Source organism: Streptomyces yokosukanensis (assembly GCF_001514035.1).
Lineage (GTDB): Bacteria > Actinomycetota > Actinomycetes > Streptomycetales > Streptomycetaceae > Streptomyces > Streptomyces yokosukanensis.
Genome location: NZ_KQ948215.1, coordinates 81107 through 106451, shown reverse-complemented (window position 1 = coordinate 106451; position 25345 = coordinate 81107). Strand labels below are relative to the sequence as shown.

The following is a 25345-nucleotide window of genomic DNA, read 5'->3' as shown; positions in this document are numbered from 1 at the left end:
AAGACCCCAACCCTGTCAGACCTCCGAGAATCCGGTGGCATCGAGAACAACGCCAACATCGTGATCCTCCTGCACCGCGAGGACTACTACGACCGCGAGTCCCCCCGCGCTGGCGAATTCGACTTCATCGTCGCCAAGAACCGCATGGGTCACAACGCAACCGTCACCGCCGGATGGCAGGGCCACTACGCCCGCATTGTCGACATGGAGGAGACCTGATGGACATCGACTCCGCGGACATCGTCGCGATGCGGGAGCAAGGCGACCTCAAAGCGTTCCTGCTCTCCCTGGCCGGCCGCACCCCGACCGCTGCGGAACAAGGCGCCGCACCCGACAAGCCCGCCTACCACATCCCGCGCAAAGGGGCCTGGCCCTGCGGCACCGCACCCAGCGGCCCCACCCCACCACCCTGTGGGAAATGCCCATGACCGACACCTGCCCCAACTGCCTGGAACGCGGCATACAGCCCCGAGCCGAACGGCGTGACGACACCCAGATCCGCTCCGCCTACCGCTGCCCCCACTGCCACCACGCATGGATCACCAACCGACAGCGGACCGCCCACCCCGCCGCCTGACCGCCACCTCATAGCCATGGCACCCACTGACATCACGGAGACATTAATGACCTGCAGCCCACCGCCCCGCCCAATCCGCTCCATCAGCTACGGAGGAGGCGTCCAGTCCACCGCCCTCCTCGTCCTCGCCGCCCAGGGCCGCATCGACTTCCGGCTGTTCCTCATGGCCAACGTCGGCGACGACTCCGAGAACCCGGCCACCATCCGGTACGTCGAGGAGTACGCCCGCCCCTTCGCCGCCAAGCACGGCATAGAGCTGGCCGTCCTGGACCGGGTGAAGCGGGACGGCAGCATCGAGACCCTGATGGGCCGCCTTACCCGCCCCGGATCACGGTCGCTGCCGATCCCCGTCCGCATGTCCAACGGGGCGCCCGGCCAGCGCTCGTGCACCGCCGACTTCAAGATCAAGGTGATCGGGAAGGAGCTGAAGCGGCGCGGCGCGACCGCCGAGAGCCCGGCGACGATCGGGATCGGTATCTCCGTCGACGAGATCCACCGGGCGAACAACCGGCGCGTGGAGCCGCACGAGGTCATCACCTACCCGCTGCTCGACCTCGGCCTGCGGCGCACCGACTGCGCGCGCATCATCCGGGAGGCCGGCCTGCCCGTCCCGCCCAAGTCCAGCTGCTTCTTCTGCCCGTTCCACCGGCCGGAGACCTGGCACGACATGCGCCGAGAGCAGCCGAAGGAGTTCGAGAAGGCGTGCCAGCTCGAAGACCTGCTCAACAAGCGGCGTGACGAGCTGGGCAAGGACCACGTCTGGCTGACCCGGTTCAACCGTCCGCTGCGTGAGGCGATCCCGGACGGCGTGGATCTGCTGCCGATGTTCGACGAGGCCGATGGGGCCTGCGACTCCGGCTACTGCTTCACCTGACCGCCGCGCCCACCCCGCCGTCTGATCCCTGCCGCCCCGCCGGCCCACACCCACCAGGAGACACGATGACCAAGCCCGACCAGCAGCTCAACCTCGACGCCATCGAAACCCGAGCCACAACCGCCACCCCCGGACCCTGGTGCACTGTCGGCGCCGAGGTCTTCCAGGGCACCGAGTACACGCCCGATGTCTCCCCCTGGATCGGCGAGACGTGCCGCGCCTCCGGCGGTATGGGCAAGGCCGACGCCGAGTTCATCGCCCACGCACGTGAGGACGTGCCCCGGCTCGTCACCGAAGTCCGCCGCCTCCGCGCCGAACTCGCCACCGTGACCGGGCAGCGCGACTACTGGCACGGCGAGCTGATGCACGCGGACGCTCGGATCACCGAGCTGGGGAAAGCCGCCAACTGCCAGTCCGCTGCCGCCAACAACGGTGACCGCTGCTCGCTGCCGATCCGGCACCGCGGCGACCACCGGACCGCGGACAAGCGGCACTACTGGTCCGACGAGTACGCCGCCCCCGCCGCCGCTGGTTCGGCTGCCGCGAACGAGGACGGCCAGCAGTGAACGCGCCCCGCATCCTCGCCGCCAGCTGCCTGCTGACGGCCTACATCGCCACCATCCCCGCCGCGAACTGGGCTGTGACCCACTACGGCGCCGTCCCCGTCGGCTTCGGCTACCTGGCCCCAGCCGGCGTGTACGCGGTCGGCATCGCCCTCGTCCTGCGCGACCTCGCCCGGGAAGCGGCAGGCCGAGTGGCGGTCGTCGCGGCCATCGCCGTGGGCGCGCTGCTGTCGTGGCTGCTCGCCACCCCGGCCCTGGCGCTCGCCTCCGCCGCGGCGTTCGCCGTCTCCGAGACCCTGGACTTTGCCGTGTACGAGCCGCTGCGCACCCGAGGGCTGACGGTGGCGATGCTCGCCTCGAACGCCGTCGGCCTGGCCGCGGACAGCCTGCTCTTCCTGTGGCTGGCGTTCGGCTCGCTCGCCTACCTACCCGGCCAACTGCTGGGCAAGGCGTGGATGACGCTCGCCGCCGTCACCGTCATAGCCCTGCTGAACCGGGCCCGCCGCGTTGAGGTGGCCGCGTAGCCATGCGATTCATGCTCGGAACCCACATGGCGAACTGGCTCTGGGACGACGACCCGCGCCTCGACGGCGTGACCCTGTTCATCTCCCGCAACCGGCTCGCCCGACGCGTCAGCCCCTTCCCGGCCGCGCGCCGCGACTGGGCGCTCGACTCCGGCGGGTTCACCGAGCTGAAGGACCACGGAGGCTGGCGCACCACCCCTGAGGAGTACGCCGCCGAGGTCCGCCGCTACAGCAAGCAACTTGGGCGTCTGCTGTGGGCGGCGCCGCAGGACTGGATGTGCGAACCCTGGGTGATCAGCGGCGGCACGATCGGCGGCCAGCACTTCGCTGGCACCGGCCTGAGCGTCGCCGAGCACCAGCGCCGCACCGTCGAGAACTTCCTCGAACTCCAGCGCATCGCCCCCGACCTGCCATGGATACCGGTCCTCCAAGGCTGGGACCTTGCGGACTACGAGCGGTGCGCGCGGATGTACGCGGACGCCGGTATCGACCTTGCTGCGGCCCCGGTCGTTGGCCTCGGTTCCGTCTGTCGACGGCAGGCCACCGAAGAGATCGCCCGCATCGTTGATTATTTCGCCAGCCGCGGGCTCCGCTTGCACGGCTTTGGCGTGAAGACCGACGGCCTTGCCGACTACGGCGACCAGCTCGTCTCTGCCGACTCGATGGCCTGGTCGGTTGGAGGCCGCCGCAACCCTCGACTGTCCGAATGCACCCATCGGGCGAAGAACTGCGCGAACTGCGCGACCTACGCGCTCCGCTGGCACCAGCGGATCGTCAACGCCCCACCTCGCTGGCGACAGGCCGACCTGTTCGCCGCGTGACCACCAACGCCACGGCCGGCGACTGCACCAATCAGCCGCCGGCCGGGGCACCCCGACCCTCTCACACCACCTGGAGTTGATCATGCATCAGCCTGACCGTGACGCGATCCGCCGAGTCCTCGCCGAGGCCGACGGATTCGCCTTCGACTGCTTGGAGCCCCACGACTACCAGCGGCACGTCGACGCGCTGCTCGCCCTGCCCGCCGCGTCTGCCGTGGTGTCCCCGCCGACGGACCGAGCCGCTGCTCCGACCGACGAGGACTTCCTCGTATCCGTCGAGGAGGCGCTGGAGGGCGTCCTGCTGCCCGATCCCGGCTTCCAGGTCCTGGAGACCGCCCGGGGCGCCGTGCTCGCCGCTCTCGGCCCGCTGGTTGCCCGGCTGCGCCTCGACCGTGACCTCGCCATCGCCCACGACCGCCAGCCGTACCCGACTGCGTGGGCCTACGAGCAGGCATGCAAAGCGCTGCGTAAGCACCAGGGGCGAGCCGAGCAACTGGCCGCCGTGCTGCGCGAGGTGCTCGACACGTTCACCCCCATGCATGACAAGCACGACGGCCCGGTCACGTACTACGACGGCTTCGCCGGCATCGAGCCCGAGCAGTTCGACCGGTGGAAGGCCGCACTGGACGTCGAGGCGCACGGAGCCGGGGCGCAGCAGCAGCCCGACACCGATCCGCTCACCCTGCTCACCGCGCCCGCTCTCCTCGCCACGATCAAGGAACTCCGCGACCTGCGCGCCCCGCTGATCGCCGCGCTCGCCACCGTGTACCGGTCGATGACCAGCTTCACCGGCGACGAGTGGGCGATGGAGTGGCTCGGCGAAGTCTGGACGCAGATCCCCCTCGACGTCCGCGCGCTCGCCGGGGATCGGAACGCCGCCGACGAACTGGCCGCCCCTGTGGCGCAGCAGCCCGCGGCAGCCCAGACCGACGAGGAACGCGCCGACCGCGAGGCGACCGAACGCGACCACGCCCGCGGTGACCACACGTACTGCGGGATCACCTGCGAGATCGAGATGCCGACCGAGCACCTGCGGAACTTCGTCATCGCCAAGGGATACCCGGGCACGAGGGGCGCGCTCGACGAACTGCTCCGCCGCGCCCGCGCCGCCGAGCAGCAGCCCGCGGCAGCCGACGACGAGGAGACGCCGTTCGTCCCGCCCGCCCACTACGTCCGTGACGACGGCGTGGAGTGCTGCGTCCACACCATCCCGGTCGGACCGAACTCCTGCGCCGAATGCCGGGAACTGGCCGACGCCTGACTCGTTGCCCCGGCTGCTGGCATGCGGGCAGCCGGGGCCCGCCACGGGGCTCAGACCCGAGAACGCCCCGCGCTCAAGCCCCCAACCCCTCCATCAATTTCCTCTGCACCCGGAAGGCACCTTCATGGACAACCTCCTCACCCCCGCCGACACCCAGACCGTCACCCGCCCCTGGAACGCAGCAAGCCACACCTGCGGCGCCTGGTGGACCGGCACCGGCCGCTCCCACTGCCCCGCAGACGGATGCCACCGCACCTTCAGCTGCGACTCAGCAGCCGACAAGCACCGCGTCGGCAAGCACGGCATAGACCGCCGCTGCGTCGACCCCGCCACCGTCGGCCTCGTCCCCGTCCAGAAGCCCTACGGCGTCCTCTGGCAGCACCCCGCACCCGAAGACGGCCGCGATACCCGCCGCTACGCCTGAACCCGCCCCAGAGCCTCCAGCGCCCGCACAGGCGCCCGACAGACAGGACACCCGTGAACCGCGAAGACCGATTCCTCATCAGCCGCAAGCCCTACGCCGTCGCCCCCCAGGGACTCCGCACAGATGGCGACAACACCGCGTACCTCGACGCCGTCTGGTTCCGCCGCCGCCAAGGCGTCACCGTCGCCTGTGTCGGCCACCTCTGGGACATCCAGAACCCGCTCCCCAAGGACGCCGCCGAGTTCCTCGCCCGCCACGACGACGGCCGCTACGGCGGCACCTGTGAAGGCCGCTGGGACGGCGAGCGCTACTGGGGCGCTCAGGCACCCGAACTGATCGGCGCGCACCTGTCGCTGCTCCGGCCGATGCTCGCCAACTACCCGGCCATCCCCGACGGATACGACGGCTGGTGGACCTTCCATACCGCCTGACCTCGCACGCCCCGGGCCGCCACCGCGGCCCCCAACCAGCAAGGACACCACCGTGCCCCACCGCCGACCGCAAGCCCGCGAACTCCTCACCCGAACCTCCGAACGCATCCTCGCCACCCGCTACACCGGCCAAATCCCCGCCATCGTCATCGAACGCGCGCTCATGCGCATGGCCGCAGCCGACGCCCGACGCGAACGAGCAGCAGCACGACGAGGCGAGCCAGCATGACCGGGCCATCCAGCGCCCCCAGGGGCGAGCGCGCCGGCACCCCGGGCGCCACCTGGCAGACCACCATCGCCCGCACCGAACAGCACATAGCCGACGACACACCCGACCCCCAACCGAACCGCGCCACCCGGCGCGCCCTCACACGCGCAGCACGAAAGAAACAGCGATGACCGACCCGTTCAACGACCTCAGCCCGCGCGCCCGATGGTTCATGGAGAACTTCGACGTCTTCGGCCTCGCCGACATCTGCGCCTCACAGGAGACCGCAAAGGAACAGCTGAGCAAGGAACTCGCCGACCTCCGCGCAGTCGCCCGCGGCTACTGCCCCGCCTGCGGCAGAGGAGACGCTGCACCCACCGTCGCCGACTGGGAGCAGCAGCGAGACAAGGCCGCGCGGCTGGAGATCGCCAACCGTGCGCTCAACACCGCCGCCGTGGAGGCAGTGGAACGGGCCGAACGCGCCGAAGCCGCTCTCCGCGAACTCTGCGCCACCCTCTACCCGATCACCCGCACCAGCGACCCGACCCCTCTCGGATATCAGGCCATCCACCCCATAACACCGGCCGACTACCAGCGGTGGACCGCCGTCCTCGAAGGCAACCATCCCGCTTGACACGGGTGTGATCCTGGGAGTGCTGCCGGGCGGACCAGCTGCTCACACCCGGTGGCGCTGCTACTCGGGGTGGCTCCCCGAACACGACGAAGCCCCCGGAACAGGTGCCGGGGGCTTCTCGCATGCCGGGCTACAGGTCCAGGAGGAACGCCCGCAGCAACAGTGCCGTGAACTGGCTACCGAAGAACATGAAGTCCAAGAAGAACACCATCGCCACCGCGCAGACCGCGACAAGCACCACAACGCGCACACCGTGAAGCAGCCACGGCAGATCACCCCGAGAATCCCGGAACGCGGCCCACGCGGCGCTCGCCGGCCGGGCCACCATGCCGAGCACCAAGACGATCAAGGTTGCCAGCAGTGCATACCCGATCACCTGCTCCGCGATGAATGCCGCACTCACATCGCATCCCGGGAAGGCGGGAACCGCACCAACTCATCCATCCGACGCCTCCTCGACCGGTCCGTACCCGGCTGACTCCAGCTCGTGCATCAGGTCGCCGACGTCCGTACCGAATCCATCGTTTGCACCACTGATCCACTTCCACACGATCCCCAGGATCGCGCGCGCATCGGCGCTGAGCGCCTGCTCTTGGGCCATGACCTTGTCTCGCTTCTTCCGTGGTTGCTTGGCAGGTCCCCGTCCACGCTTCCGCGCTTGCATGTACGGCGCGAGCAGCTCATACGGGAGCATCCGCGTCTTGCCCACAACGCGGTAGTCATCAGGCCCGATCGGCCAGCCGGACGCCGGATCACGGGCGAGCCTGCGCAGCCCCTCCGCCGTCATGCTCTGGGCGATGCCGTCTTCGACGAGCCGATCGGCAGCCTCGGTGAAGGACAGCATCGTCGGCTGCTCCTCTCCTGGCGTGTCTTCGGGCATGGCTCACTCTCCCAGACTTGTTGCGCTGAACGCAAGAAGTCGCTACGTTCGTACAGCACCAACAGAACGGCCCGGCAGGGGGCGCAACCCCTGCCGGGCAAGCCATCCCACCTGCCTACCAGGAGGAACGACCACGTGAAGCGTACCGATGCGCAGGCGCAACAGCCCACCCCCCGCGACCGAGCCCCTCCCGCCCGCCGGGCAGCAAGCCCTCGACCGCCTGGAACGCGCCCTCGCACCCCGCCAGGCGGTGACCGCATGAGCGAGCAGCAAAGCCCCGCGCTACAGGCCTACGCCGAAGCCTCCCAAGCCTGCCGCGACATCGGCGCCCGGGTCGGCGTCCGCAACTGCGACGACGACGCGGATTGGACGGCCGCCGAACGGCGCGCCAACGACCTATTCGTAAAGGCCGAGGCCGCCGGACACAGCGTCGACGAGATCCTGAAGGCGGGGCGGAAGCAGTGACCACGCAGCAGCCCGAACCCGACCTCACCCCGCGCACGAACCAGATCCTCGCCGAACCCGCGACCGTCGAGAACTGCCGCGCCGACTACGACGCTGCAGCCGACATCCGCCAGCGCATGGACGACCAGAACGCCACTCACTGAGCCGCCCCTCAAGCCGCCGGGCTGGCGGAACCCAACCCCCCGTCACCGCCAGCCCGGCACCCAGCCGACAACACCTGCACCCTCACCTCGAAGGAGACATGACATGGGCCGCCGCGAGCAGAGTTTCGACGACGCAATGCGCACAGACCGCCTGCGGGACCAACTCGCGCAGACCACCGACGGCGAGTTCAAGGCCGTACTGGACCAGGGCCTGACCTGCTGGGACCCCATTGGCGGCCCCGACGGCCACGACTACCCGAAGACCGAGCGCTGACCACAGGTCGCGACAGAAGGGAACCCCGATGGCCGACACCAACCCTGACGCGGGCAGCGAGGTCGAGATCGAGGACGACGGCGACTTCACCGTCACCTTCTCCATGAGCCTCCCGACCCAGCCCACCACCGACGAGGACAGCTGACGGCTGCCCGCGGCGCCCGACCCGCTCGGGCGCCAAGGAGAACCGCCAGCCACCACCCGACCAGACCACCCCGGAGGCCCCGATGCGACGCCGCCGCCCCGACCACCTCATCCGCAACCTCCTTATCGGCAGCCTGATCATCCTCGCCGCCATGCACCCCACCGGCACCGGCCACCTCGCACAGATCGCGACCGGCCTCGTCCTCGCCATCGCCGACGGCATCCTCGCCGGAGCAGCCCAACACCTCGGCGCAGCCGCCCTGATCGCCGGCCTCGGCTGGATCCTCCTGAACGCGCGCACCCACCGACCCCACACCCGCCGCACCCACCCCTGACCGGAGGCTCCCCGCCATGGCCCGCCTGTTCAACCGTCCGACCCGAACCATCAACGAGACCGTGAACGGCGTGCCCGTCGAGTACACCGTCCCCGACACCACCCCCGCCCCACCGAAGCTTCCGTTCAACCTCGACGCCACACTGCGCCGCATCCTCTTCGCTGTCGCTGTCCTCATGACCGTCGGCGCGATCGTGTGGGGCACCGTCGCCATCGGCGGCATGCTCCTCCTGCTCGCCCCCGCCTGGGCTGCCTACCTCGTATCCGGCGTGTTCGATGCCGGCTGGGCAGCCGCACTGATCGCCGCATGGCTCCTCCGCTACGACAGCACCCGCGCCACGGTCCCGAACCGCGCCGGGCTGGCAATGCTCACCGTGTCCATGACCGCAATCGTCATCGACGGCGTACGCACCCACGCTGTCCTCGTCGGCATCGTTGGCGCCCTCGTCTCCGCCGCCGCGAAAGGCGTGTGGGCGATCGGCATGCACACCATCCGCATCAAACTCGACCCCAAGTACGAGGCTTACCTGCGTACCCTGCAGCAGCAGGCTGGCACCGAGCAGGCTCTCGCCCTCGGTGAATGGGACCGGATGCGGACCGGTGACCGAACCGTGCGGCTGAGAGTCGCTCTGGAGGCGCGCCGGCCCGACGGGACCACCGTGGACCAGATCGTGAACCCCGCCCAGTCCACGCCGGTTCAGGCTGCTGACCAGCCTGTGGACCAGATCGAGTCCACGCCCGAACCGCAGCCGGTTCAGGCAGTCCACGCCGGCGCGAACCGGCCGGTCCAGCCCGAGGACCAGGTGGACCTCCTCGTCACCCTGCTCCGCAAGGGCGAGCACATCACCAAGAGCCGGGCCGCGGAGATCCTCGGCGTCCCCGAGTCCACCGCATACCGGCGCCTGACGAAGGCGACCAGCGTCGTCAACCAGTACAACTGACCGCCGCCCGGCCCCCACGTGCGCGTGGGGGCCGCCCTGTCTCGCCGGAGCCCACGCCGTGAAGATCAGCCGCGCCGATATCATCCCCACCGTTGCCCTGCCCAGCCTCGTATCCGCCGCCGCCCTCATCGCCGACATGCAGTACGGTTCCCACGCCGTCGCCGTCGAGTTCATAGCCGCCCTCGCGGCAGGCAAACTGTCCTTTGTCTCCTTCGCCAAGAAGTGGTCACCCACCTTGTCGTGGGGCGCAGGAGCAGCAGCGGTCGCGTTCACGCAGGCCGCCATTACCGGCGGGGTCGGCGGCGGTCCGGCGTTCTACTCGTGGCTGGTCTCCGTTGCACTCGCCGCTGCGGCACGTGGCGCGTATCTGCATCACACCCGTCACGACGAGATCAAGATGGACATGGAGCAGGTGAAGCTCCAGACCGCGCTGATCCGGCAGCAGATGGCCCATCACCAGCTGGTCCAGAAGGCCACGCCCGAACCAGCCAAGACCGGACCGAACCTGACCGGCAGGACCGTGGAAGAGACCAAGCTGCGGACCGTGGTCCACGAACTGTTCCAGGCCGAGCTGTTGGGCTGCACCGTGGAACGGACCAGGACTGGATGGACCGCAGTCCTGGACCTGCCCGTGAACCTGGACCGGGCCAAGCTCCGGACCGCATGGGACAAGGTGGCCTCAGGCATGGGCGTGGCCGGCGAGTTCATGCTGGAAGACGGCGCGCTCACGAACCAGCTCGTAGCAAAGTTCATTGATGGAGACCCGCTCACCGTCGTGATCCCCTACGAGCGGACCAGCGGCGCCCGATTCACCGACCCGATCCTGTTGGGCGTGGACCGGTTCCTGAACCAGGTCTGGCTCGACATGGCCTACAACCACACTTTGGCAGCTGGTTCATCGAAGTTCGGCAAGTCCACACTGGTTCGGTCCGCCGCGGTCCAGCTTGCGGACCGGCCCGACGTGGTCCTGTACGGCATGGATCTGAAGCCCGGTGCGCCCGAACTCACCCCGATGCTGCCGATCCTGCAAGACCTCGCCACCACCCCTGAGCAGGCACACGCCCTGCTTGACTGGCTGCAAGAGGAGCTGGCCGAACGCGGCGAGATCCTCGCCAAGTACGGCGACCAGGAATGGGACCCCCAAAAGCACGGCCGGCCCGCCATGTGGATCATCCAGGATGAGCTAGCCGAGCTGATCAGGCAGGGTGACGGTGGGGAGTGGAAGAAGACCCCAGCGTCGAAGAAACAGGAGTCGCTACTGGCGTTGATGCGGTTTGCGGCGATGCACTTCCTGTCCGCCACGCAGCAGCCATCCCGGAAGGTGTTCGGCGGTACCACAGATGCCCGCGGCAACTATGCCAACAGGCTTTCCACCAGGATGAACGACGCGGACCACCGCCGGTTCATCTTCGGCAACACTCCAGGTTGGGAGCCCGGGAAGCTGGACCAGCCCGGCAAGTTCCTACTGCAGTCCCCGATGCACCAGCGGCCGGCCCCGTACAAGGGGATGTGGCTGACGGGCGACGAGTTCAGGTCCGAGGTCGCTCGGATCGGCGCTACGACCGTGCGTGCACCAGTCGGCAAGCGGCTGATCCTCCCCACAGCGGGCGCGACGAACCAGGACAAGGTGCGTGCCGCGCTCACCAAGTACGGCAACATGACGCGCCGCGAGTTGGAGCAGGCGACCACGCTCGGGGAGAAGCAGGTACTCGACGCAGCCCGTGCGTTGCGCCCCGAAATCGAGCGCTGCGAAGACACCCAGACGTGGCGTCTGGTGCCAGTCGGGGCGTGGGAAGCGCAGGCGATAGCCGGACGGTAAACGCGCAGGTCATTGGGTTTGCAATGGGGGCGGATAGGGGGTCGGTGCCGGGTGCTGCGCCGGGTCGGGCGCGCGGTTTCTGTCCGACCCCGATTCCGACCCCCGCAGACACTGGTTGACAGTGCTGCGACACTGAGTTTGGCGAGAGTGCCGGCCCTGTCCTCTTCCCCCGTGGAGGACAGGGCCTCGCCATGTCACGGATCTGGTTCGCCTGGGTGTGCGGCGGTGTGATCGCGTTGATCGTGGCCGAAGCAACCACGGACATCCACATCGTCGGCACGGTCGTGCAGGTGATCCTCGCTCTGGCCGGCATCGCGGTCACGATCGCTGCGATGCGGGCGACGAACGCGTTGAACGAGAAGGCGGACAAAGCGCGGCGTGAGGTGCTCGGCGACGACTACCCCGGCTGACAGCAGGCGTGCAACGGCCCCGCTCCGGATCTGTCCGGGCGGGGCCTTCGTCATGCGGTGGGCTGTGTGCCGCAGCCGGCGCAGATGAAGCCAGGCGGTGGGGCACCGTGGCAGTTCTCGCATTCTGCTGGCGGCTCCAGCAGCTGCTGGGGGCTGAGGCCGAAGACCGCTGCCAGCGCCACGAGATCGTCAACGTCGACGCGGCGTTCCCCTCGCTCCAGTCGGCTCAGTCCGAGGACGGGGATGGAGCGACCCTCTCTGGCGAGGCGCTCGGAGAGTTCGACGTAGGAGTAGCGACGCTGCTCGCGCAGAAGTTGCACGTTGCGCCGCGCGTTGTGCCCGGCAGGGCCGAGCGGGTTCTTCGCGCCCTCGCTCATGTGGCCTTCTCCTCGCTGCCCGCAGGGCGTGGGTCGATCAGGTCGGCGGTCCACAGTGCGCCCGGCAGCGCCTCCCGCGACAGCCCCCCGGGGTCTCCGAACTCGATCGAGCCCTCAGCCCAGTGACGTTGCTGCTCCGCAAGTGCGTGCGCGAAGTCATCGATCAACTTCCAGCACTCCGCGACGGTCAGGCCGCTGAACCTCAACTGGTCGAACAGTCCGTCCCGTGCCACCTCAGCGGCCGGGCTCCATTTGCGGCTCATGCGGCCTTCTCCTCGCTGCTTGCCGGGCGCTCCGGCAGTTCGGCGCCCGGGCGGCCAACGAACCATTCCCACAGTTCTCGTGTGACCTTGCTGCGGTCGCTGCCTGCGGCTTTGGCGGCATGGTCGAAGTCTGTCCAGAGGGCTTCGTCGACGCCCCGGATACCTCGGAGTTTCTCCTTGTGCTGGTTGGCCATGAGGAGATTCTGACAGGTGGTTGACCACCCGTCCAGCCTGTGCCATATTGGAGGTGGTTAACCACCCGTGAGCAGGGCGGGAGGTAACCCGAACCAAGGGGGCCGCAATGCAGAACACCACCCACACCAACTGCCTCCGCTGCCGCCGTACCCTCACCAGCGCCAAGAGCCAGGCCACCGGCTACGGCCCCACCTGCGCCCGCCACATCCGCCACGCCGAGCAGACCGTGAACGCCACCGACTACAAGGCCCACCAGGTGGCCTCGGCCCGCGAGTTGATCGAGGACGGCGCGATCGTCCCGCTGAAGTCCGTGGTGTTCATCGCGGTCTCCACCGACGGCACCGAGACCTACAAGACCGCCCCCACCGGCTGCACCTGCCCCGCGGGCCTGAAGGGCTCCCGCTGCTACCACCAGCTCGCCGCCCGCATGCTGCTCGCGGCATGAGAGGAGAACCCCGTGCAGATCATCAAGGTCGCCGACGACGGCACCATCACCATCAACCTGTCCCCGACCGAGATCCGCGAGATCGTCGCCGACCTCGACGCCGCCGACTGGAACAGCCTCAGCCCCTCGGCCCGCGCCCTGTATCACTACCTCGACATGGTCCGGCCGCCCGCCGCGACCAGCCGGGCAGCCATCTTCCCCGGCGGCGGCTTCTGACCCCGCCGCTTGACCCCCGCCATACGCTCAACCCACCGCCACGACAGGAACCCACCATGGCCAAGCCCAAGCCCCGACTCATCGCCTACGGCGGCCAACCGATCCCCGTCGGCGGTACCACCATGCTGGACGGCAACTATCCCGTCACCGTCACCAACATCCGGGCCCCGCGCGGGAATCGCGACGTGGGGGCTGTCAGTGTCCGTCATTCGTGGGGTGACACCGACACTGTGGCCCCGGCCCGCCTCAGCGCCTACATCTCCCTCGACTGACGCTCAACCCACCGCCGAAAGGAACCCGCCATGACCGGACTGCCCGACGTCAAGGTCGGCGACCCGCTGATCCTCGCCACCGGAAACCGCCACTGCAGCGACGAGCCCGTCACCGTCTCCCGGATCGGCCGCAAGTACCTGTACGTGACCCGGGAGAACGGCCGCGAGTACAGCGGACGCTTCCACCCCGACGGCGTCGAGGACAGCCAGTACGGCGCCCGGGAACGGCTGTACACGCCGGAGCAGTACGACGAGCTGAAGCAGCGGACCGGCCTCTTGGAACGGCTACGGCAGGCCGGGATCGACGTCAAGCACGAGGTGCGTTCCGAGGTCACCACCGACCAGCTCCGCGCCCTCCTCGCCGTTATCCAGCCTGCCGCCTGACCGCCCGACACGACAGGATGGACCCCATGACCGACGACAAGACCCTCGCCGCCCTCCAACTCGCCGCCAAGTTCGTCCTCGACTACGCCGAGGCCATCGATCACTACAACGGCCAGGCCATGGACATCCTCAAGATGAACTGCCCGAGCGCCACCCACGAGGCAGCCGAGATGACCCAGAAGGAATCCATCCAGCTACGGAAAGACCTCGACGCCGTACTCGACGCCCTGAAGGGCGCAGGCATCGACGACTGATCCCTTGCATGGCCGAAGCCCCCTCCGACGCCCGACGGAGGGGGCTTCTCCCTGCGCGCGCCCTCAGCCGCCACCCCGGTTGCACGCATCGTTACCATCAAAACACGCCACCAGGTAACCAACGCAACCACAGGGAGGGAACGCCGTGACCGCCAACGACAACCCCCCATACAACCCCAACCAAGACGCCCGAAACGGAATGGGCCGCTACGTCCGCACACCCGAAAAAGCCGCCGAAGACGCAGCCATCGCCGACCACTGGGCACAGGGCAGCCACAGCTACACCGAGACCGCGAAGCACTTCGGCATCAGCAAATGGGCCGCCATGTCAGCCGTGCGCCGCGCCGTCCGCGAGGTCGTCCAAGAGGCCGGCGAGGAAGCCCTCCGCGTCCACCTGGACCGCATGGAGTACCTGTTCGCCAAGGCCACCGAGGTGATCGAGGCAGACCACGTCATCGTCTCGCACGGCCGGATCGTGGTCGGCGACGACGGCAACCCGCTCCGTGACCATGCTCCGGTCATTGCGGCGATCAACTCGGCCCGCCAGTGCCTGGAATCGGTCCAGTCTTTGACCGGCATGAAGAAGCCCGCGAAGGTCGAGCACTCCGGCGGCGTCACCTACCAGCTGGTCGGCGTCGACCCGCAGGACCTCGCGTGACGTGCACCGAACTGCCGTCATTCAGAGTCAAGTTGACCTGCAGAAACGGTAGAATCAGGGGTGACAAAGGACCCCGGCGAGCGCTGCGAACACTCCCGGGGCATGGCCGACCTGATGGAAGCAGGATCGACATGAGCAAGCGTACCTGTGACGTGCCCGGATGCGAACGCGCCCACTGCGCCAAGGGCTACTGTCACGCGCATTGGCGAGAGTGGCGACAGAAGGGCGTGGCGGGGGCACCATTCCCGGCCCTCGTCGTGAGGGTGTGCACCTTCGAGGGCTGCGAGAAGCCCCGGTTGAGTCGAGACCTGTGCCAGGGCCACATGCTGCAGAAGAAGCGGGGGAAGGAACTGACTCCGCTCCGCTATCACCACCGCTCAACCGAACGAGACGAGCGCGGACGTAAGCGGTGCAGCACTTGCGCGCAGTGGAGGAACGTCAGCGAGTTCTACCCGAAGGCACGTCAGTCCGACGGGCTCAGTGGGTACTGCAGGCGATGCGATAGGGATATGCGGCTTCGGCGCAACTACGGCATCAGTGCCGACCACTACGACAGCATGCTCGCGGCGCAGGGCGGCGGCTGCGCCATCTGCCGAGTGGCGCCGGGTGAAGGTACGTCGCTGGCCGTGGACCACGACCACGCGTGCTGTCCTGGCCGTAAGAAGTCCTGTGGGGAATGCCTGCGTGGCCTGCTGTGCGAGGACTGCAACCGCGTTCTGGGGATGTTCCGAGACGATCCGGCCCGTTTCGAGTCGGCGATTGGCTACCTCGCGCGGGGCCGGTCGTGACAACGACTGACGCGCGGACGGTGGTCCGGTACGAGCCAAGAGGTGGGGCCAAGGAGCTTCTCTCGGCGAAGGACCAAGAGATCACGATCGCGGGCCCAGCTGGTACCGGCAAGAGCCTCGCGATGCTGCAAAAGGCGTTCTACACGTCGCTGATGGTGCCCGGCTGTCGCAGCCTGATCGTCCGCCAGACCCATGCCGCGCTCACCGGGTCCACCCTGGTGACGTTCGAGCAGCAGGTATCCACCGCGGCGCTCGCCGACGGCATCGTCCGCTGGTTCGGCGGCAGCCCCCGCAAGCCGCCCGCCTACCAGTTCGCGAACGGCGCCGAGATCCTCGTCGGTGGCCTAGACAGGCCCGAGAAGTTCCTGAGCACCGAGTTCAGCAGGATCTACGTCGACGAAGCCACGCAGATCAGCTTGACAGCGTTGGAGACCCTGATTACCCGTCTCCGGGGCAACGCGGCGACGTACCGGCAGATCGTTCTCGCCTGCAACCCGGATCACCCGAAGCACTGGATCAAGCAGCGCTGCGACGAGGGCGCCATGCGGATGATCCACAGCCTGCACCGCGACAACCCGCTCTACGTCAATCTCGACGGCACCCTGACCGAGCGCGGCGTCGACTACATGGCCAAACTCGACGCCCTTACCGGCGTCCGCAGGCTCCGCTACCGGGAAGGCATCTGGGCCGCCGCGGAAGGCATGGTGTACGAGGGCTGGTCCGACCCGGTGCACGTGGTCGAGCCGTTCGACGTACCTGCATCGTGGTCCAGGTGGGTCACCATCGACTTCGGGTTCACCAACCCCTTCGTGGCGCAGCTGTGGGCCGAGGACAGTGACGGCCGGCTCTACCTCATCCGTGAGTGGGTTCGGACCCGCATGCTGGTCGAGGACCACGCCGAGGTGATCCGGGATCGGCTCCTCGCCGGCCAGCCCCGGCCGCGCGCCATCATCACCGACCACGACGCCGAAGACCGCGCCACCCTGGAACGCAAGATCGGCATGGGCACGCAGGCTGCGCACAAGGGCGTCAGCGACGGCATCCAAGCGTTCTCCGCCCGACTGAAGGTGCAAGGCGACAGCAAGGCGCGGCTGTTCGTGTTCCGGAACGCCCTGTTGGACCGCGACCCAGAGATGGACGTCGCGTCGCTCCCGATCGGCCTCGCCGAGGAAGTCGCCGGCTATGTATGGGCGGTGAAACCGGGCAATGCGGGCGGGCTGAAGGAGGAGCCCGTCAAGGCCAACGACCACAGTATGGATGCCGCCCGCTACATGGTCGCGGAGCGGGATTTGGGTGGGACGCCGCGGGTGCGGGTCCTCGGCTGACGCGGACCAGCTGTCGAGGTAGCAACATTCCGCTAGCGCACGCTGGTCGCCTGGATCGCCGTATTTACGGGAGTGGCGTCCGTTCTGCTTGACACGGCTGAGAACATGCTGCTGTCGGGTTCCGACAGTCTCGGGTGTGCGAGCAGGGGAGGGTACGTGGCTACCACGCTCTACGACACCCTCGCCCGCGCCACCCAGCCGGAATCCCGCCGGCTGCGCGTCCCGGCCACGGTCACTCGTGCTGCTCAGCGTCTCGCCGCCCACGTGCAGGCCACCGCCGCGCGCCTGTCCGGCAGCCTCCTCACCGTCACCGGATTGGGCTGCATCGACGTCGGCGCGTTCGAGGCCAACACGATCGCTGGTTGGATCACCACCGGCGTCACCGTGCTGCTCCTCGACTGGAAACTCGACCCACCGCCGTCCGGCGGTGACATGTGACCAGCCTCTTCGGGAAACTCCTCGCCAAGAGCAGTGCCGGCCAGCCGCCCGTTCCGTACGCCGGCCGCGGGTTTCTGCGGCAGTCGATGATGGACGGCGGCGCCGACCCGACGAGTTACATGCGCGCCTACGGAGCCAGCGGCACGGTCTTCAGCATCGTCAGCATGCTCGCCCGGCAGACCGCCAAGAAGGGCTGGCATCTCTACCGGCAGCAGCCGCAGGATGGACGTCGCCGCTACACGACCGGTGACCGGGGGTCGGACGAGCGGACTGAGGTCATCAAGCACCAGGCGATATCTGTCTGGCAGCGCCCGAACCCCTTCATGTCCGGGTTCCAGTTGCGGGAGCTGGCGCAGACGTACCTGGATCTGACCGGCGAGGCGTACCTCATCGTGCAGCGAGACTCACGTGCGACATTCCCCACCGGTCTGTGGCCGGTACGCCCGGACCGAATCGACCCGATCCCCAGCCGCGACGACTACCTCGCGGGCTATGTCTACCGCGGTCCGTCGGGTGAGGCTGTGCCACTTCAGCCGAACGAGGTCATCCAGGTCAAGTACCCGAACCCGTTCGACCCATACCGCGGGTTGGGGCCGATTCAGGCGATCCTCGTCGACATCGACGCCGCCCGGTACAGCGCGCAGTGGAACCGGAATTTCTTCCTGAACTCGGCCACCCCTGGCGGTGTGATCCAGGTCGACAGGCGCCTCAGTGACGACGAGTGGAACGAATTCACCAGCCGATGGCGTGAGGCGCACCGCGGCGTCGGTGCCGCGCACCGTGTGGCAGTCCTGGAACAGGGCGCGCAGTGGGTGCCGAACTCGATGTCCATGAAAGACATGGATTTCGGCAACTTGCGGAACGTCTCCCGGGACGTGATTCGCGAGGCCTTCAGCATTCACAAGGCGATCCTGGGCACGACCGACGACGTCAACCGCGCCAACTCGGTCACAGCCCAAGAGCACTTCGAAAGCTTCCTTCTCACTGACAGGCTCGACCGCTGGCGGGACACCCTCAACTGCTGCTACCTCCCCCTCTTCGGCAGCACGGGCGAGGGCGTCGAGCTGGACTACGAGGACCCCGTCACCTCGAACCGTGAAGCCGATGCACTGGAGTTGCAGTCGAAGGCGTCGGCCGCTCAGACGCTGGTGAACGCCGGGTACGAGCCGCACGCCGTACTGGAGACCGTGGGCCTGCCGGACATGGACGTCGTCGAGAAAGCCACGCAGGAACCGGCGCTGCCCCCGGGCTGGGTGGCGGCTCCGGCACCGGGTGAGAGCGGCACAGAGCAGCCTGCGCCGAACGCGCCGTCGAAGGGCGCTGCAGTCGGCGCCCTGTTCCGCGAGGACATCGAGAACGCGCAGCGTTGGGTGGCTGTCGCGCACCACGACGAAAACACCTGCAAGCCCTGCGCGGACAACGACGGTCAGACCTACAAGAACCGGGCCGACGCTTACGCCGACTACCCGGACGGCCAGGGCTACAAGGACTGCATCGGCGCCGAGTACGGCAATCAGTGCCGCTGCACGGTCGTCAAGCGGCGCAAGGACAACAACGAGACGACCGACGCACTGGAGGCGCTGATGGCGCGCCAGCTCGCCTGGAACCGGGCAGGTGCCTGATGGACATCGAAGCGATGCGCCGCCGAGCCCGGCGCCTGACCAACCTTGTGCAGCAGCCCCCCGCGGCCGGCTGGTACCGGGTTATACGTAACACGGCTGGTGGTCCGACGCGGGTCGACATCTACGACGAGATCGGCGGCTCGTGGTTCTCCGAGGGCGTGACCGCAGTCGACTTCGTCAACGAGCTGTCGCAGATCACCGGCGACCTTGAGGTCCACATCAACTCCCCAGGTGGGGACGTCTTCGACGGCATCGCGATCTACAACTCGTTGGCCCAACGCCCCGGAAACGTGACGACCGTGGTCGATGGCCTCGCTGCGTCCGCAGCCTCGTTCATAGCGCAGGCCGGCACCACACGGGTTGTCGCACCCGGCGCCATGGTGATGATCCACGACGCGAGCGGGGCGTGCTTCGGCAACGCAGGCGACATGCGCGACCTCGCAGACCTCCTCGACAAGGTCTCCGACAACCTCGCCAGCATCTACGCCGACCGGGCCGGCGGCGACGCCGAGAACTGGCGTACCGCGATGCGTCACGAAACCTGGTACACCGCCGACGAGGCAGTAGCGGCCGGCCTGGCGCATCGGGTGGCGGAACGGCCGGAACAGAACGCGCTCGCCGCGGTAGCCCAGTTCGACCTCAGCGTGTTCGCGCACGTACCGGACCGGCTGCAGAACTCAGCCGCACCGGCGGCTGCACCCAAGGCCACGGCAGCACAGCCGGCGGAGCCCAAGGCCGAGCAGCCGGCGCCCGTGCACGGCGTCGAGTCGATGCCGCTGACGAACAAGGCGCTCCCGGTACACCACACGGCGACCGTGGATGAGCCGTGGGACGGGCCGGCCGCGGTCGCGGCGATGCCGAACGACGCGAGCGTGCTGCAGTACTGCCACGCGTGGATGGACTCGTCTGCCGATGACGGCACGACCGCGGACGACCCGGACGGCGACGCCGACGACAAGAAGTCGTCGTACAAGTTCCCCCACCACAAGAGCAAGGGCGGCCCCGCGAACCTTGCCGCCTGCCGTAACGGTCTCGCCCGCCTCGAAGGCTCCTCCATCCCGGCCGGCGACAAGGCCGGGGTGAAGGCCCATCTGCAGGCCCACCTCGACGACGCCAACAAGGGCGGCGACGACGGCAAGGACGAACCCCAGGATCATGCCGGACTGCCCGGCTGGCTCCACAACCACGACACCGCGCCGCTTCCGGCGTGGCTGGTAGACGCCGAGGAGGCGACGAAGTGACCACCACCATCCCGGACTCCCCGGCGGCACTGGCCGAGGTTCTCAACGACACCGAGAAGACGAAGGAGCTGTGGGCGTCCAAGGAGACGCTGCAGCAGTTCATCGAGGGCTACGCGAACGCGGTCGACAAGTCGAACCGCGGTGAGATCAACGCTCAGGCCCGCGAGCAGATGCAGCTCGTCCTCGCCGAGTACCTCAAGAACAACGGCAGCGACGCCAAGCCCCCGGTGGACCTGGCGGGCACGCGCGCGGCGAACCTGCGCCCGGAGATCCAGGGGCTCGGCGCGGGTGCCCGCAACAGCCTGTACAACAAGCGCGCTCCCGGCGCCCGCGCGGACGGCATCTTCGACGACGCCAGCGACTACTTCCGTGCCACCTGGTACAAGGCGGACCGGCTCCGCGACTTCGAGCAGCTCCGGCCGAAGCTGGAGAAGCTCACCGAGATCCAGAACAGCTACGGCAGTGAGGTCCCGGCGGACGGTGGGTTCCTGATCCCGGAGGAGCTGCGCTCCGAGATCCTTCAGGTTGCCCTCGAAACCGCGGTCGTCCGGCCGCGCGCCACGGTCATCCCGATGTCGTCGCTGCGGGTCCCGATCCCGATGATCGACGACACGTCCCACCAGTCCAGCATCCTCGGTGGCGTCGTCGGCTACTGGACCGAGGAAGCCGCGGGCCTCACCGAATCGCAGGCGTCGTTCGGCCGGGTCGTCCTCGACGCCCGGAAGCTCACCGCGTACGCCGAGGTCCCCAACGAGCTACTGATGGACGCCCCGGCGTTCTCCGGGTTCTTCAGTGGGACGTTCCCGAAGGCGATCAGTTGGTTCGAGGACGTCGCGTTCCTCTCCGGCACCGGTGTGGGTGAACCGCTCGGCTTCATCAACTCCCCGGTGTCCGTCCAGGTCCCCGCCGAGTCCGGCCAGCCGTCCGGCACGATCGTGTGGGAGAACATCGTCAAGATGTACTCCCGCATGCTGCCCACGTCGCTGGGCCGCGCGGTGTGGATCTGCTCCATCGACACGTTCCCCCAGCTGGCCACGATGGCTCTGTCCGTCGGTACCGGCGGCGGCCCCGTCTGGATCGGCAACATGTCCGGCGGCCAGGGCGGCATGGACGCCCCGCCGGCCACGATCCTCGGCCGTCCCGTGTACTTCACCGAGAAGGTCGGCCCGCTCGGCACCACCGGCGACATCTCGTTCGTCGACCTGTCGTACTACCTCATCGGCGACCGGATGCAGATGGAGACCAGCTCCAGCGAGCACTACCGGTTCGCGAACGACAAGACCGCGTACCGCGTGGTCGAGCGTGTCGACGGCCGCCCGTGGCTTCAGAGCGCCATCACCCCGAAGAACGGCAGTTCCAACACGCTGTCGCCGGTCGTCCAGCTCGCTTCCCGACCGTAACCAGTTCGACCCCAGCCATCACGTGATGGCTGGGCCCATCCCGCCCAGCCGGGCTTGATCGGCGGCAGTAACGCCCCGCCGGGGAGGTAACACCATGGCAGGCATGTACGGACTCGGGCGCGTCTTCAACGTGATCCCGATCGCCGCAGGCAACGCGTTCAAGATGCGCGGCGCGTCCGCGGTCACCTTCGTTTGCACGGGGAACGACACGTTCACCGTCACCGCCAGCAGCAGCTTCGGCGGTTCCTACTCCAGCCCGGGGAACATCGTCACCCGGAAGCAGACGTGCACCGCGACGAACGGCACGGCCGCGTGGGTGGAGGCCACTCAGGCGGCGTCCAACGCGGTCACCAGCGCGTCCGGCACGGTGGTCTTCAGCGTGCTGACGTCGCAGCTCGCCGACCCCAACGACTACGTGAAGGTCAGCGTCGGCGGCTCCGGTCTGGTCACGGCGATCCTGCACGACCTGGTCGTAGCGCGGAAGCCGGCGAACCTCGAAGTCCTGGGGAGCTGACACCAGATGACGACGCTCATCCAGAACAAGGACGTCCGCCTCATCGCGGCTGGCATCGCGGTGTCTCGCGCTACGGCCGGGCTTCCGCAGACCGCGCAGTCTTCGATCTTCACCGTCAGCGGCGGGCGGATCCTCGTCGTCGCTCTGGTCGGTGAGGTCACCACGGCGATTCAGGCGCAGGCCACCACTGTGCAGCTGATCGGCACCCCGACCAGTGGTACGGCGGTGAACCTGACGAACGCCACCGGCGACGTCAACGGCAAGGAAGTCGGCGCGACCGTGACGCTGCCGACCACGCTCGGCGGTACCGCGGCGGTGAACAACGCGGGCGGCAACATCACCCCGTCGGCGACGTGGCTGCTGCTGCACCCCGGAACGATCGACCTGAAGACCGTGGCCAGCTCGACGGGCTCGGTGAAGTGGGACCTGCTGTACATCCCGCTCGACACGGCGGCTTCGGTCACGGCGGCCTGACGTGGCAGTCGAGACGTGCCCGACGTGCACGTGCCGGTTCGCGGTGGGCTTGCTGCGCTGCCCCCAGTGCCAGGCCCCCGCGCCCCGGTTTGCCGACCGCATGAAGGAGGACGAAATGCCTCGCATCACGGTCGCCGCGGGCCCCACCAACGCGGCAGCCGAGCCGGGAGAGCCCGGCTACATCGCACCCGAAGGGAGTGATGACGTATCAGCTGGTACCAGCTCCTCGACATCCGCAGGCAAGCACGCGCCGAGTTCGAGCGAGACCCCAACGTCGTCGGACCACCCAGCGCGTGCCCACGCGACGGAGAACCCCTCGAACCCGGACCCCCAAGCGAGCCAGGAACCTTCTTCTGCCGATTCGACGGATGGCAGTACCCCCGCGACTGGGTCCGGCCGGAGCCGCCGGCAGGGCTCTTCGACGGGATCGCAGAAGGGCCGGGGTCGTACGGCGGACTCCCGTAAGTCCGACGAGTCCTGAGTAGCACGAACGTCTGGGAGGAGGAGACAGCATGACCGCAACTGGCTACGTCAGCACCACCGGCGACGCCCGCAAGGTGAACAAGTCGGGCGACACCATGACCGGTGATCTCGTGCTGAACGACTCCTCCCCGGACACCTCCAACTCGGCCACCGCGAAGGCGTACGTCGACGCCGCAGACGCCGGGAAAGCCTCGACGGCGACGCAGATCATTGCGGGTACGGGCCTGACCGGCGGTGGCACGCTCGCCGCGGACCGCACGCTCGCCGTGTCCTACGGCACGATTGCAGGCACCGCCGCGCAGGGCAATGACAGCCGTCTGTCGGACGCGCGTACCCCTACCGCCCACGCCGCCTCCCACGGGTCCGGCGGCAGCGACCCCGTGGCCCTCGCTCAGTCGCAAATCACCGGCCTCGCCGCGGCCCTGGCCGCTCTGCTGCAACTGGCCGGCGGCACGATGACCGGCGATCTCAACATCAGCGGCGCCAACCTCACCGTGAAGCGCGGCGACGGCACTGGCGCGTTCCGATTCCGGACTACCGGCGGCGGCCTCGACCTTGAAATCGGCGGCCTCGACGTCACTATCTCCGCATGGTCGAACGCTGACTTCACCGGGTCGCAGAGCAACGTCCTGCGCCTCGAATCGGCCGGCCCTCACCTGATCGGGCGCGCGCAGTTCGGCACGAGTCCATTCGACAATGTGCACGATATCGACTCCGGGACCGGCGTTGCCGCACTCGGAAAGAAGAACGGGCTGAGCAACATTCGCCTCGCCGGGTTCAAGGCCACCTCTGGCGCACCAGGCACAGGCACGTGGACGACCGGTGACGTCGTCCTCGACTCGGCGGGTGGCTGGCACCTGTGCACTACTGGCGGCACTCCGGGGGTGTGGACATGAGCGAAGTCATCGCCGGTCGGACGGTCACGCTCCTGTCGCAGTGGTTCGACTTCGAGGGCGGCAGCCTCACCAACCTCGACGCCACACCCACGATCACCATCACCAGCGTCGCCACTGGCGCAACAGCGCTCGCTGCCACCGCCTCCGGCATAACCCACCCGGGCACGGGCAGCTACGGCTACGCCTGGACCCCGACCAGCACCCTCACCGCAGGCCTGTACCTCGCCACGTGGTCCGGGCTGAAGAGCAGCGCACCGGTGACGGCCACGGAGACTGTCACGGTCGCCGCACCGGCATCCGCGGACGCTACCAACACGAGCCCCGACGGCGTTTGGTACGCGACTCGCGAGGACGTCCAGCGCGCCCTCGACGTCAAGGTGACAGCCCGGAACCGGCGTGAGATCGACGCAGCCCTCGAAGCGGCGTCGCGCAGCGTGGATGCGCTCTGTCACCGCCGCTTCTACCCGGTCGTTGCGACCCGCTACTACGACTGGCCCAACTTCCAGTACGCGTACCCGTGGCGGATCTGGTTCGACCAGTGGGAACTCGCCGCGGTCCCCAGCGCGGTCACCAGTGGCGCCGTGACGATCCCGCTGTCCGCCTGCAACTTCGAACCCGTCAGCTCTGGGCCCCCGTACACATACATCGAGCTTCGCCGCGACCAGCCGTATTCATTCGGAGTGGGGTCGACGCCGCAACGGGACGTCGCCATCACAGGCCTGTACGGCTACCGCAATACAGAGACCGCCCTCGGCATCCTCACCGCAGCAGTTACCACCGCGACAGCCACCACGATCAGCGTGGACGGTCCCACCTCGGCGGTCGTCGGTGTCGGCAGCGTGCTACGCGTCGACTCCGAGCGGCTGATCGTCAGCGAGCGGACCGAGAGCAGCACAGGGCAGACCGGCACCATCACCGCCAGCAAGGGCGACGTCAGTCTTGCGGTATCCGACGGCACGAAGTACGCGGTCGACGAGGTGCTCCTGCTCGACTCCGAGCGGATGCGGATCGACGACATCGCAGGCAATGCACTGACGGTCGAGCGGGCCTACGACGGGACCGTCCTCGCCGCTCACACCGCCGCCACGATCTACGCGCCGCGAACCCTGACCGTGACCCGCGGCGCGCTCGGCACGACCGCCGACACGCACGGATCAGGCAGCACCGTGTACCGGTGGGACCCGCCTGGTCTCGTGCACCAGCTGACCAAGGCTGAGGCCATCACTCAGCTGACTCAGGAGCGGGCCGGCTGGTTCATGAAGGCGTCCACGACGGGTCAGTCCGCGGGCCGAGTCTCTGCGGACGCGATTCAGAACCTCCGCGACCAGACGTACACCGAGCACGGCCGCAAGTCGCGGATCAGGGTGGTGTGA

The 25345-nt window shown here is 68.3% G+C and carries 40 protein-coding genes; 35 read left to right on the top strand and 5 right to left on the bottom strand.

The window, feature by feature from the left end:
- The 12 genes from AQI95_RS45165 to AQI95_RS24765 all read left to right on the top strand — a co-directional run.
- Window positions 1-219 (top strand): DnaB-like helicase C-terminal domain-containing protein (locus AQI95_RS45165; protein WP_244188840.1); only part of this gene is annotated, 219 nt, incomplete at its 5' end.
- Window positions 219-428 carry a hypothetical protein gene (locus tag AQI95_RS47430; RefSeq protein WP_159056572.1) on the top strand — a complete coding sequence of 70 codons (210 nt, stop codon included), beginning with the start codon at window positions 219-221 and terminating at the stop codon, window positions 426-428. The genes AQI95_RS45165 and AQI95_RS47430, both read left to right, overlap by 1 nt.
- A complete protein-coding gene (locus AQI95_RS47425; protein ID WP_159056571.1) occupies window positions 419-577 on the top strand; it encodes a hypothetical protein in 159 nt (52 codons plus the stop codon). Before AQI95_RS47430 ends, AQI95_RS47425 begins: the two co-directional genes overlap by 10 nt.
- 46 nt (window positions 578-623) lie before the next feature.
- Complete coding sequence (locus AQI95_RS24800) at window positions 624-1451, top strand: phosphoadenosine phosphosulfate reductase (RefSeq protein WP_107121734.1); 828 nt, start codon at window positions 624-626, stop codon at window positions 1449-1451.
- A 65-nt stretch (window positions 1452-1516) separates the two neighbouring features.
- The gene (locus AQI95_RS24795; RefSeq protein ID WP_067127864.1) at window positions 1517-2017 is read left to right on the top strand and encodes a hypothetical protein; all 501 of its coding nucleotides are present in this window, start codon (window positions 1517-1519) and stop codon (window positions 2015-2017) included.
- Entirely contained in the window at window positions 2014-2538 is a 525-nt protein-coding gene (locus AQI95_RS24790) for a VUT family protein (RefSeq protein ID WP_067127861.1), read from the top strand. The genes AQI95_RS24795 and AQI95_RS24790 overlap by 4 nt, the downstream gene beginning before the upstream one ends.
- 2 nt (window positions 2539-2540) lie before the next feature.
- Window positions 2541-3359: a deazapurine DNA modification protein DpdA family protein gene (locus AQI95_RS24785; RefSeq protein ID WP_067127858.1), complete on the top strand. Its 819-nt coding sequence runs from the start codon at window positions 2541-2543 to the stop codon at window positions 3357-3359.
- A gap of 82 nt (window positions 3360-3441) precedes the next feature.
- A complete protein-coding gene (locus AQI95_RS24780; RefSeq protein ID WP_067127855.1) occupies window positions 3442-4620 on the top strand; it encodes a hypothetical protein in 1179 nt (392 codons plus the stop codon).
- A 124-nt stretch (window positions 4621-4744) separates the two neighbouring features.
- Window positions 4745-5044 (top strand): FDXHR family putative zinc-binding protein, encoded by a 300-nt coding sequence (locus AQI95_RS24775; RefSeq protein WP_067127852.1) that lies wholly within the window; start codon window positions 4745-4747, stop codon window positions 5042-5044.
- 53 nt (window positions 5045-5097) lie between these two features.
- Window positions 5098-5475, top strand: coding sequence for a hypothetical protein (locus AQI95_RS24770; protein WP_067127849.1), 378 nt, complete (start codon window positions 5098-5100; stop codon window positions 5473-5475).
- A gap of 225 nt (window positions 5476-5700) precedes the next feature.
- On the top strand, window positions 5701-5874 hold the full coding sequence (locus AQI95_RS48045) for a hypothetical protein (RefSeq protein ID WP_167361960.1): 174 nt from the start codon (window positions 5701-5703) through the stop codon (window positions 5872-5874).
- Window positions 5871-6317: a hypothetical protein gene (locus AQI95_RS24765; RefSeq protein WP_067127847.1), complete on the top strand. Its 447-nt coding sequence runs from the start codon at window positions 5871-5873 to the stop codon at window positions 6315-6317. The genes AQI95_RS48045 and AQI95_RS24765 overlap by 4 nt, the downstream gene beginning before the upstream one ends.
- Before the next feature lie 130 nt (window positions 6318-6447).
- Here the strand turns inward: AQI95_RS24765 and AQI95_RS24760 are convergent, their stop codons facing one another.
- Both AQI95_RS24760 and AQI95_RS24755 read right to left on the bottom strand, forming a co-directional pair.
- Complete coding sequence (locus AQI95_RS24760) at window positions 6448-6720, bottom strand: hypothetical protein (RefSeq protein WP_067127845.1); 273 nt, start codon at window positions 6718-6720, stop codon at window positions 6448-6450.
- 33 nt (window positions 6721-6753) lie between these two features.
- The gene (locus AQI95_RS24755) at window positions 6754-7197 is read right to left on the bottom strand and encodes a hypothetical protein (RefSeq protein ID WP_159056570.1); all 444 of its coding nucleotides are present in this window, start codon (window positions 7195-7197) and stop codon (window positions 6754-6756) included.
- A gap of 258 nt (window positions 7198-7455) precedes the next feature.
- Between AQI95_RS24755 and AQI95_RS24750 the strand changes: the two genes are divergently transcribed.
- The 7 genes from AQI95_RS24750 (at window position 7456) to AQI95_RS24730 (ending at window position 11727) form a co-directional block, all read left to right on the top strand.
- Window positions 7456-7662 (top strand): hypothetical protein, encoded by a 207-nt coding sequence (locus tag AQI95_RS24750; RefSeq protein WP_067127838.1) that lies wholly within the window; start codon window positions 7456-7458, stop codon window positions 7660-7662.
- The gene (locus tag AQI95_RS47420; protein ID WP_159056569.1) at window positions 7659-7805 is read left to right on the top strand and encodes a hypothetical protein; all 147 of its coding nucleotides are present in this window, start codon (window positions 7659-7661) and stop codon (window positions 7803-7805) included. Before AQI95_RS24750 ends, AQI95_RS47420 begins: the two co-directional genes overlap by 4 nt.
- Window positions 7806-7941: 136 nt before the next feature.
- Entirely contained in the window at window positions 7942-8079 is a 138-nt protein-coding gene (locus tag AQI95_RS47415) for a hypothetical protein (RefSeq protein ID WP_159056568.1), read from the top strand.
- Between the two features lie 227 nt (window positions 8080-8306).
- Complete coding sequence (locus tag AQI95_RS24745) at window positions 8307-8558, top strand: hypothetical protein (RefSeq protein WP_067127835.1); 252 nt, start codon at window positions 8307-8309, stop codon at window positions 8556-8558.
- A 16-nt stretch (window positions 8559-8574) separates the two neighbouring features.
- Entirely contained in the window at window positions 8575-9498 is a 924-nt protein-coding gene (locus tag AQI95_RS24740; protein WP_067127834.1) for a hypothetical protein, read from the top strand.
- 58 nt (window positions 9499-9556) lie between these two features.
- Entirely contained in the window at window positions 9557-11317 is a 1761-nt protein-coding gene (locus tag AQI95_RS24735; protein ID WP_067127831.1) for an FtsK/SpoIIIE domain-containing protein, read from the top strand.
- A gap of 191 nt (window positions 11318-11508) precedes the next feature.
- Window positions 11509-11727: a hypothetical protein gene (locus tag AQI95_RS24730; protein WP_067127828.1), complete on the top strand. Its 219-nt coding sequence runs from the start codon at window positions 11509-11511 to the stop codon at window positions 11725-11727.
- Between the two features lie 50 nt (window positions 11728-11777).
- On the opposite strand, the gene AQI95_RS24725 is transcribed toward AQI95_RS24730, so the two are convergent.
- From AQI95_RS24725 to AQI95_RS24715, 3 genes are read right to left on the bottom strand one after another with little or no spacing between them, the layout of a single operon-like run.
- Entirely contained in the window at window positions 11778-12104 is a 327-nt protein-coding gene (locus tag AQI95_RS24725) for a helix-turn-helix domain-containing protein (protein ID WP_067127825.1), read from the bottom strand.
- Window positions 12101-12367, bottom strand: coding sequence for a hypothetical protein (locus AQI95_RS24720; RefSeq protein WP_067127821.1), 267 nt, complete (start codon window positions 12365-12367; stop codon window positions 12101-12103). The genes AQI95_RS24725 and AQI95_RS24720 overlap by 4 nt, the downstream gene beginning before the upstream one ends.
- Window positions 12364-12561 (bottom strand): hypothetical protein, encoded by a 198-nt coding sequence (locus tag AQI95_RS24715; protein ID WP_067127818.1) that lies wholly within the window; start codon window positions 12559-12561, stop codon window positions 12364-12366. Before AQI95_RS24715 ends, AQI95_RS24720 begins: the two co-directional genes overlap by 4 nt.
- Window positions 12562-12668: 107 nt before the next feature.
- Here AQI95_RS24715 and AQI95_RS24710 point away from each other — a divergent pair, with 107 nt between their 5' ends.
- From AQI95_RS24710 to AQI95_RS24635, 16 genes are all read left to right on the top strand, one after another.
- Window positions 12669-13007, top strand: coding sequence for a DUF6011 domain-containing protein (locus tag AQI95_RS24710; protein ID WP_067127815.1), 339 nt, complete (start codon window positions 12669-12671; stop codon window positions 13005-13007).
- Between the two features lie 12 nt (window positions 13008-13019).
- Complete coding sequence (locus tag AQI95_RS24705) at window positions 13020-13223, top strand: hypothetical protein (RefSeq protein WP_067127811.1); 204 nt, start codon at window positions 13020-13022, stop codon at window positions 13221-13223.
- Between the two features lie 56 nt (window positions 13224-13279).
- A complete protein-coding gene (locus AQI95_RS24700; RefSeq protein WP_067127808.1) occupies window positions 13280-13495 on the top strand; it encodes a hypothetical protein in 216 nt (71 codons plus the stop codon).
- Window positions 13496-13525: 30 nt separating this feature from the next.
- Complete coding sequence (locus tag AQI95_RS24695) at window positions 13526-13879, top strand: beta barrel domain-containing protein (protein ID WP_067127805.1); 354 nt, start codon at window positions 13526-13528, stop codon at window positions 13877-13879.
- A 26-nt stretch (window positions 13880-13905) separates the two neighbouring features.
- Entirely contained in the window at window positions 13906-14133 is a 228-nt protein-coding gene (locus AQI95_RS24690) for a hypothetical protein (protein ID WP_067127802.1), read from the top strand.
- A 145-nt stretch (window positions 14134-14278) separates the two neighbouring features.
- Entirely contained in the window at window positions 14279-14791 is a 513-nt protein-coding gene (locus AQI95_RS24685) for a helix-turn-helix domain containing protein (protein ID WP_159056567.1), read from the top strand.
- A 509-nt stretch (window positions 14792-15300) separates the two neighbouring features.
- The gene (locus AQI95_RS49155) at window positions 15301-15579 is read left to right on the top strand and encodes an endonuclease VII domain-containing protein (protein WP_079071474.1); all 279 of its coding nucleotides are present in this window, start codon (window positions 15301-15303) and stop codon (window positions 15577-15579) included.
- The gene (locus AQI95_RS24675; protein WP_244188839.1) at window positions 15576-16904 is read left to right on the top strand and encodes a phage terminase large subunit; all 1329 of its coding nucleotides are present in this window, start codon (window positions 15576-15578) and stop codon (window positions 16902-16904) included. The genes AQI95_RS49155 and AQI95_RS24675 overlap by 4 nt, the downstream gene beginning before the upstream one ends.
- 156 nt (window positions 16905-17060) lie before the next feature.
- Window positions 17061-17342, top strand: coding sequence for a hypothetical protein (locus AQI95_RS24670; protein WP_067127793.1), 282 nt, complete (start codon window positions 17061-17063; stop codon window positions 17340-17342).
- On the top strand, window positions 17339-18964 hold the full coding sequence (locus AQI95_RS24665; protein ID WP_067127790.1) for a phage portal protein: 1626 nt from the start codon (window positions 17339-17341) through the stop codon (window positions 18962-18964). Before AQI95_RS24670 ends, AQI95_RS24665 begins: the two co-directional genes overlap by 4 nt.
- Window positions 18964-20205 (top strand): head maturation protease, ClpP-related, encoded by a 1242-nt coding sequence (locus AQI95_RS24660; RefSeq protein ID WP_067127787.1) that lies wholly within the window; start codon window positions 18964-18966, stop codon window positions 20203-20205. Before AQI95_RS24665 ends, AQI95_RS24660 begins: the two co-directional genes overlap by 1 nt.
- Entirely contained in the window at window positions 20202-21605 is a 1404-nt protein-coding gene (locus AQI95_RS24655) for a phage major capsid protein (protein WP_067127784.1), read from the top strand. The genes AQI95_RS24660 and AQI95_RS24655 overlap by 4 nt, the downstream gene beginning before the upstream one ends.
- Before the next feature lie 103 nt (window positions 21606-21708).
- Window positions 21709-22119 (top strand): hypothetical protein, encoded by a 411-nt coding sequence (locus tag AQI95_RS24650; RefSeq protein ID WP_159056566.1) that lies wholly within the window; start codon window positions 21709-21711, stop codon window positions 22117-22119.
- A 6-nt stretch (window positions 22120-22125) separates the two neighbouring features.
- Complete coding sequence (locus AQI95_RS24645) at window positions 22126-22593, top strand: hypothetical protein (protein ID WP_067127777.1); 468 nt, start codon at window positions 22126-22128, stop codon at window positions 22591-22593.
- A 512-nt stretch (window positions 22594-23105) separates the two neighbouring features.
- On the top strand, window positions 23106-23972 hold the full coding sequence (locus AQI95_RS24640) for a hypothetical protein (RefSeq protein WP_067127774.1): 867 nt from the start codon (window positions 23106-23108) through the stop codon (window positions 23970-23972).
- Window positions 23969-25345: a hypothetical protein gene (locus AQI95_RS24635; protein ID WP_067127771.1), complete on the top strand. Its 1377-nt coding sequence runs from the start codon at window positions 23969-23971 to the stop codon at window positions 25343-25345. Before AQI95_RS24640 ends, AQI95_RS24635 begins: the two co-directional genes overlap by 4 nt.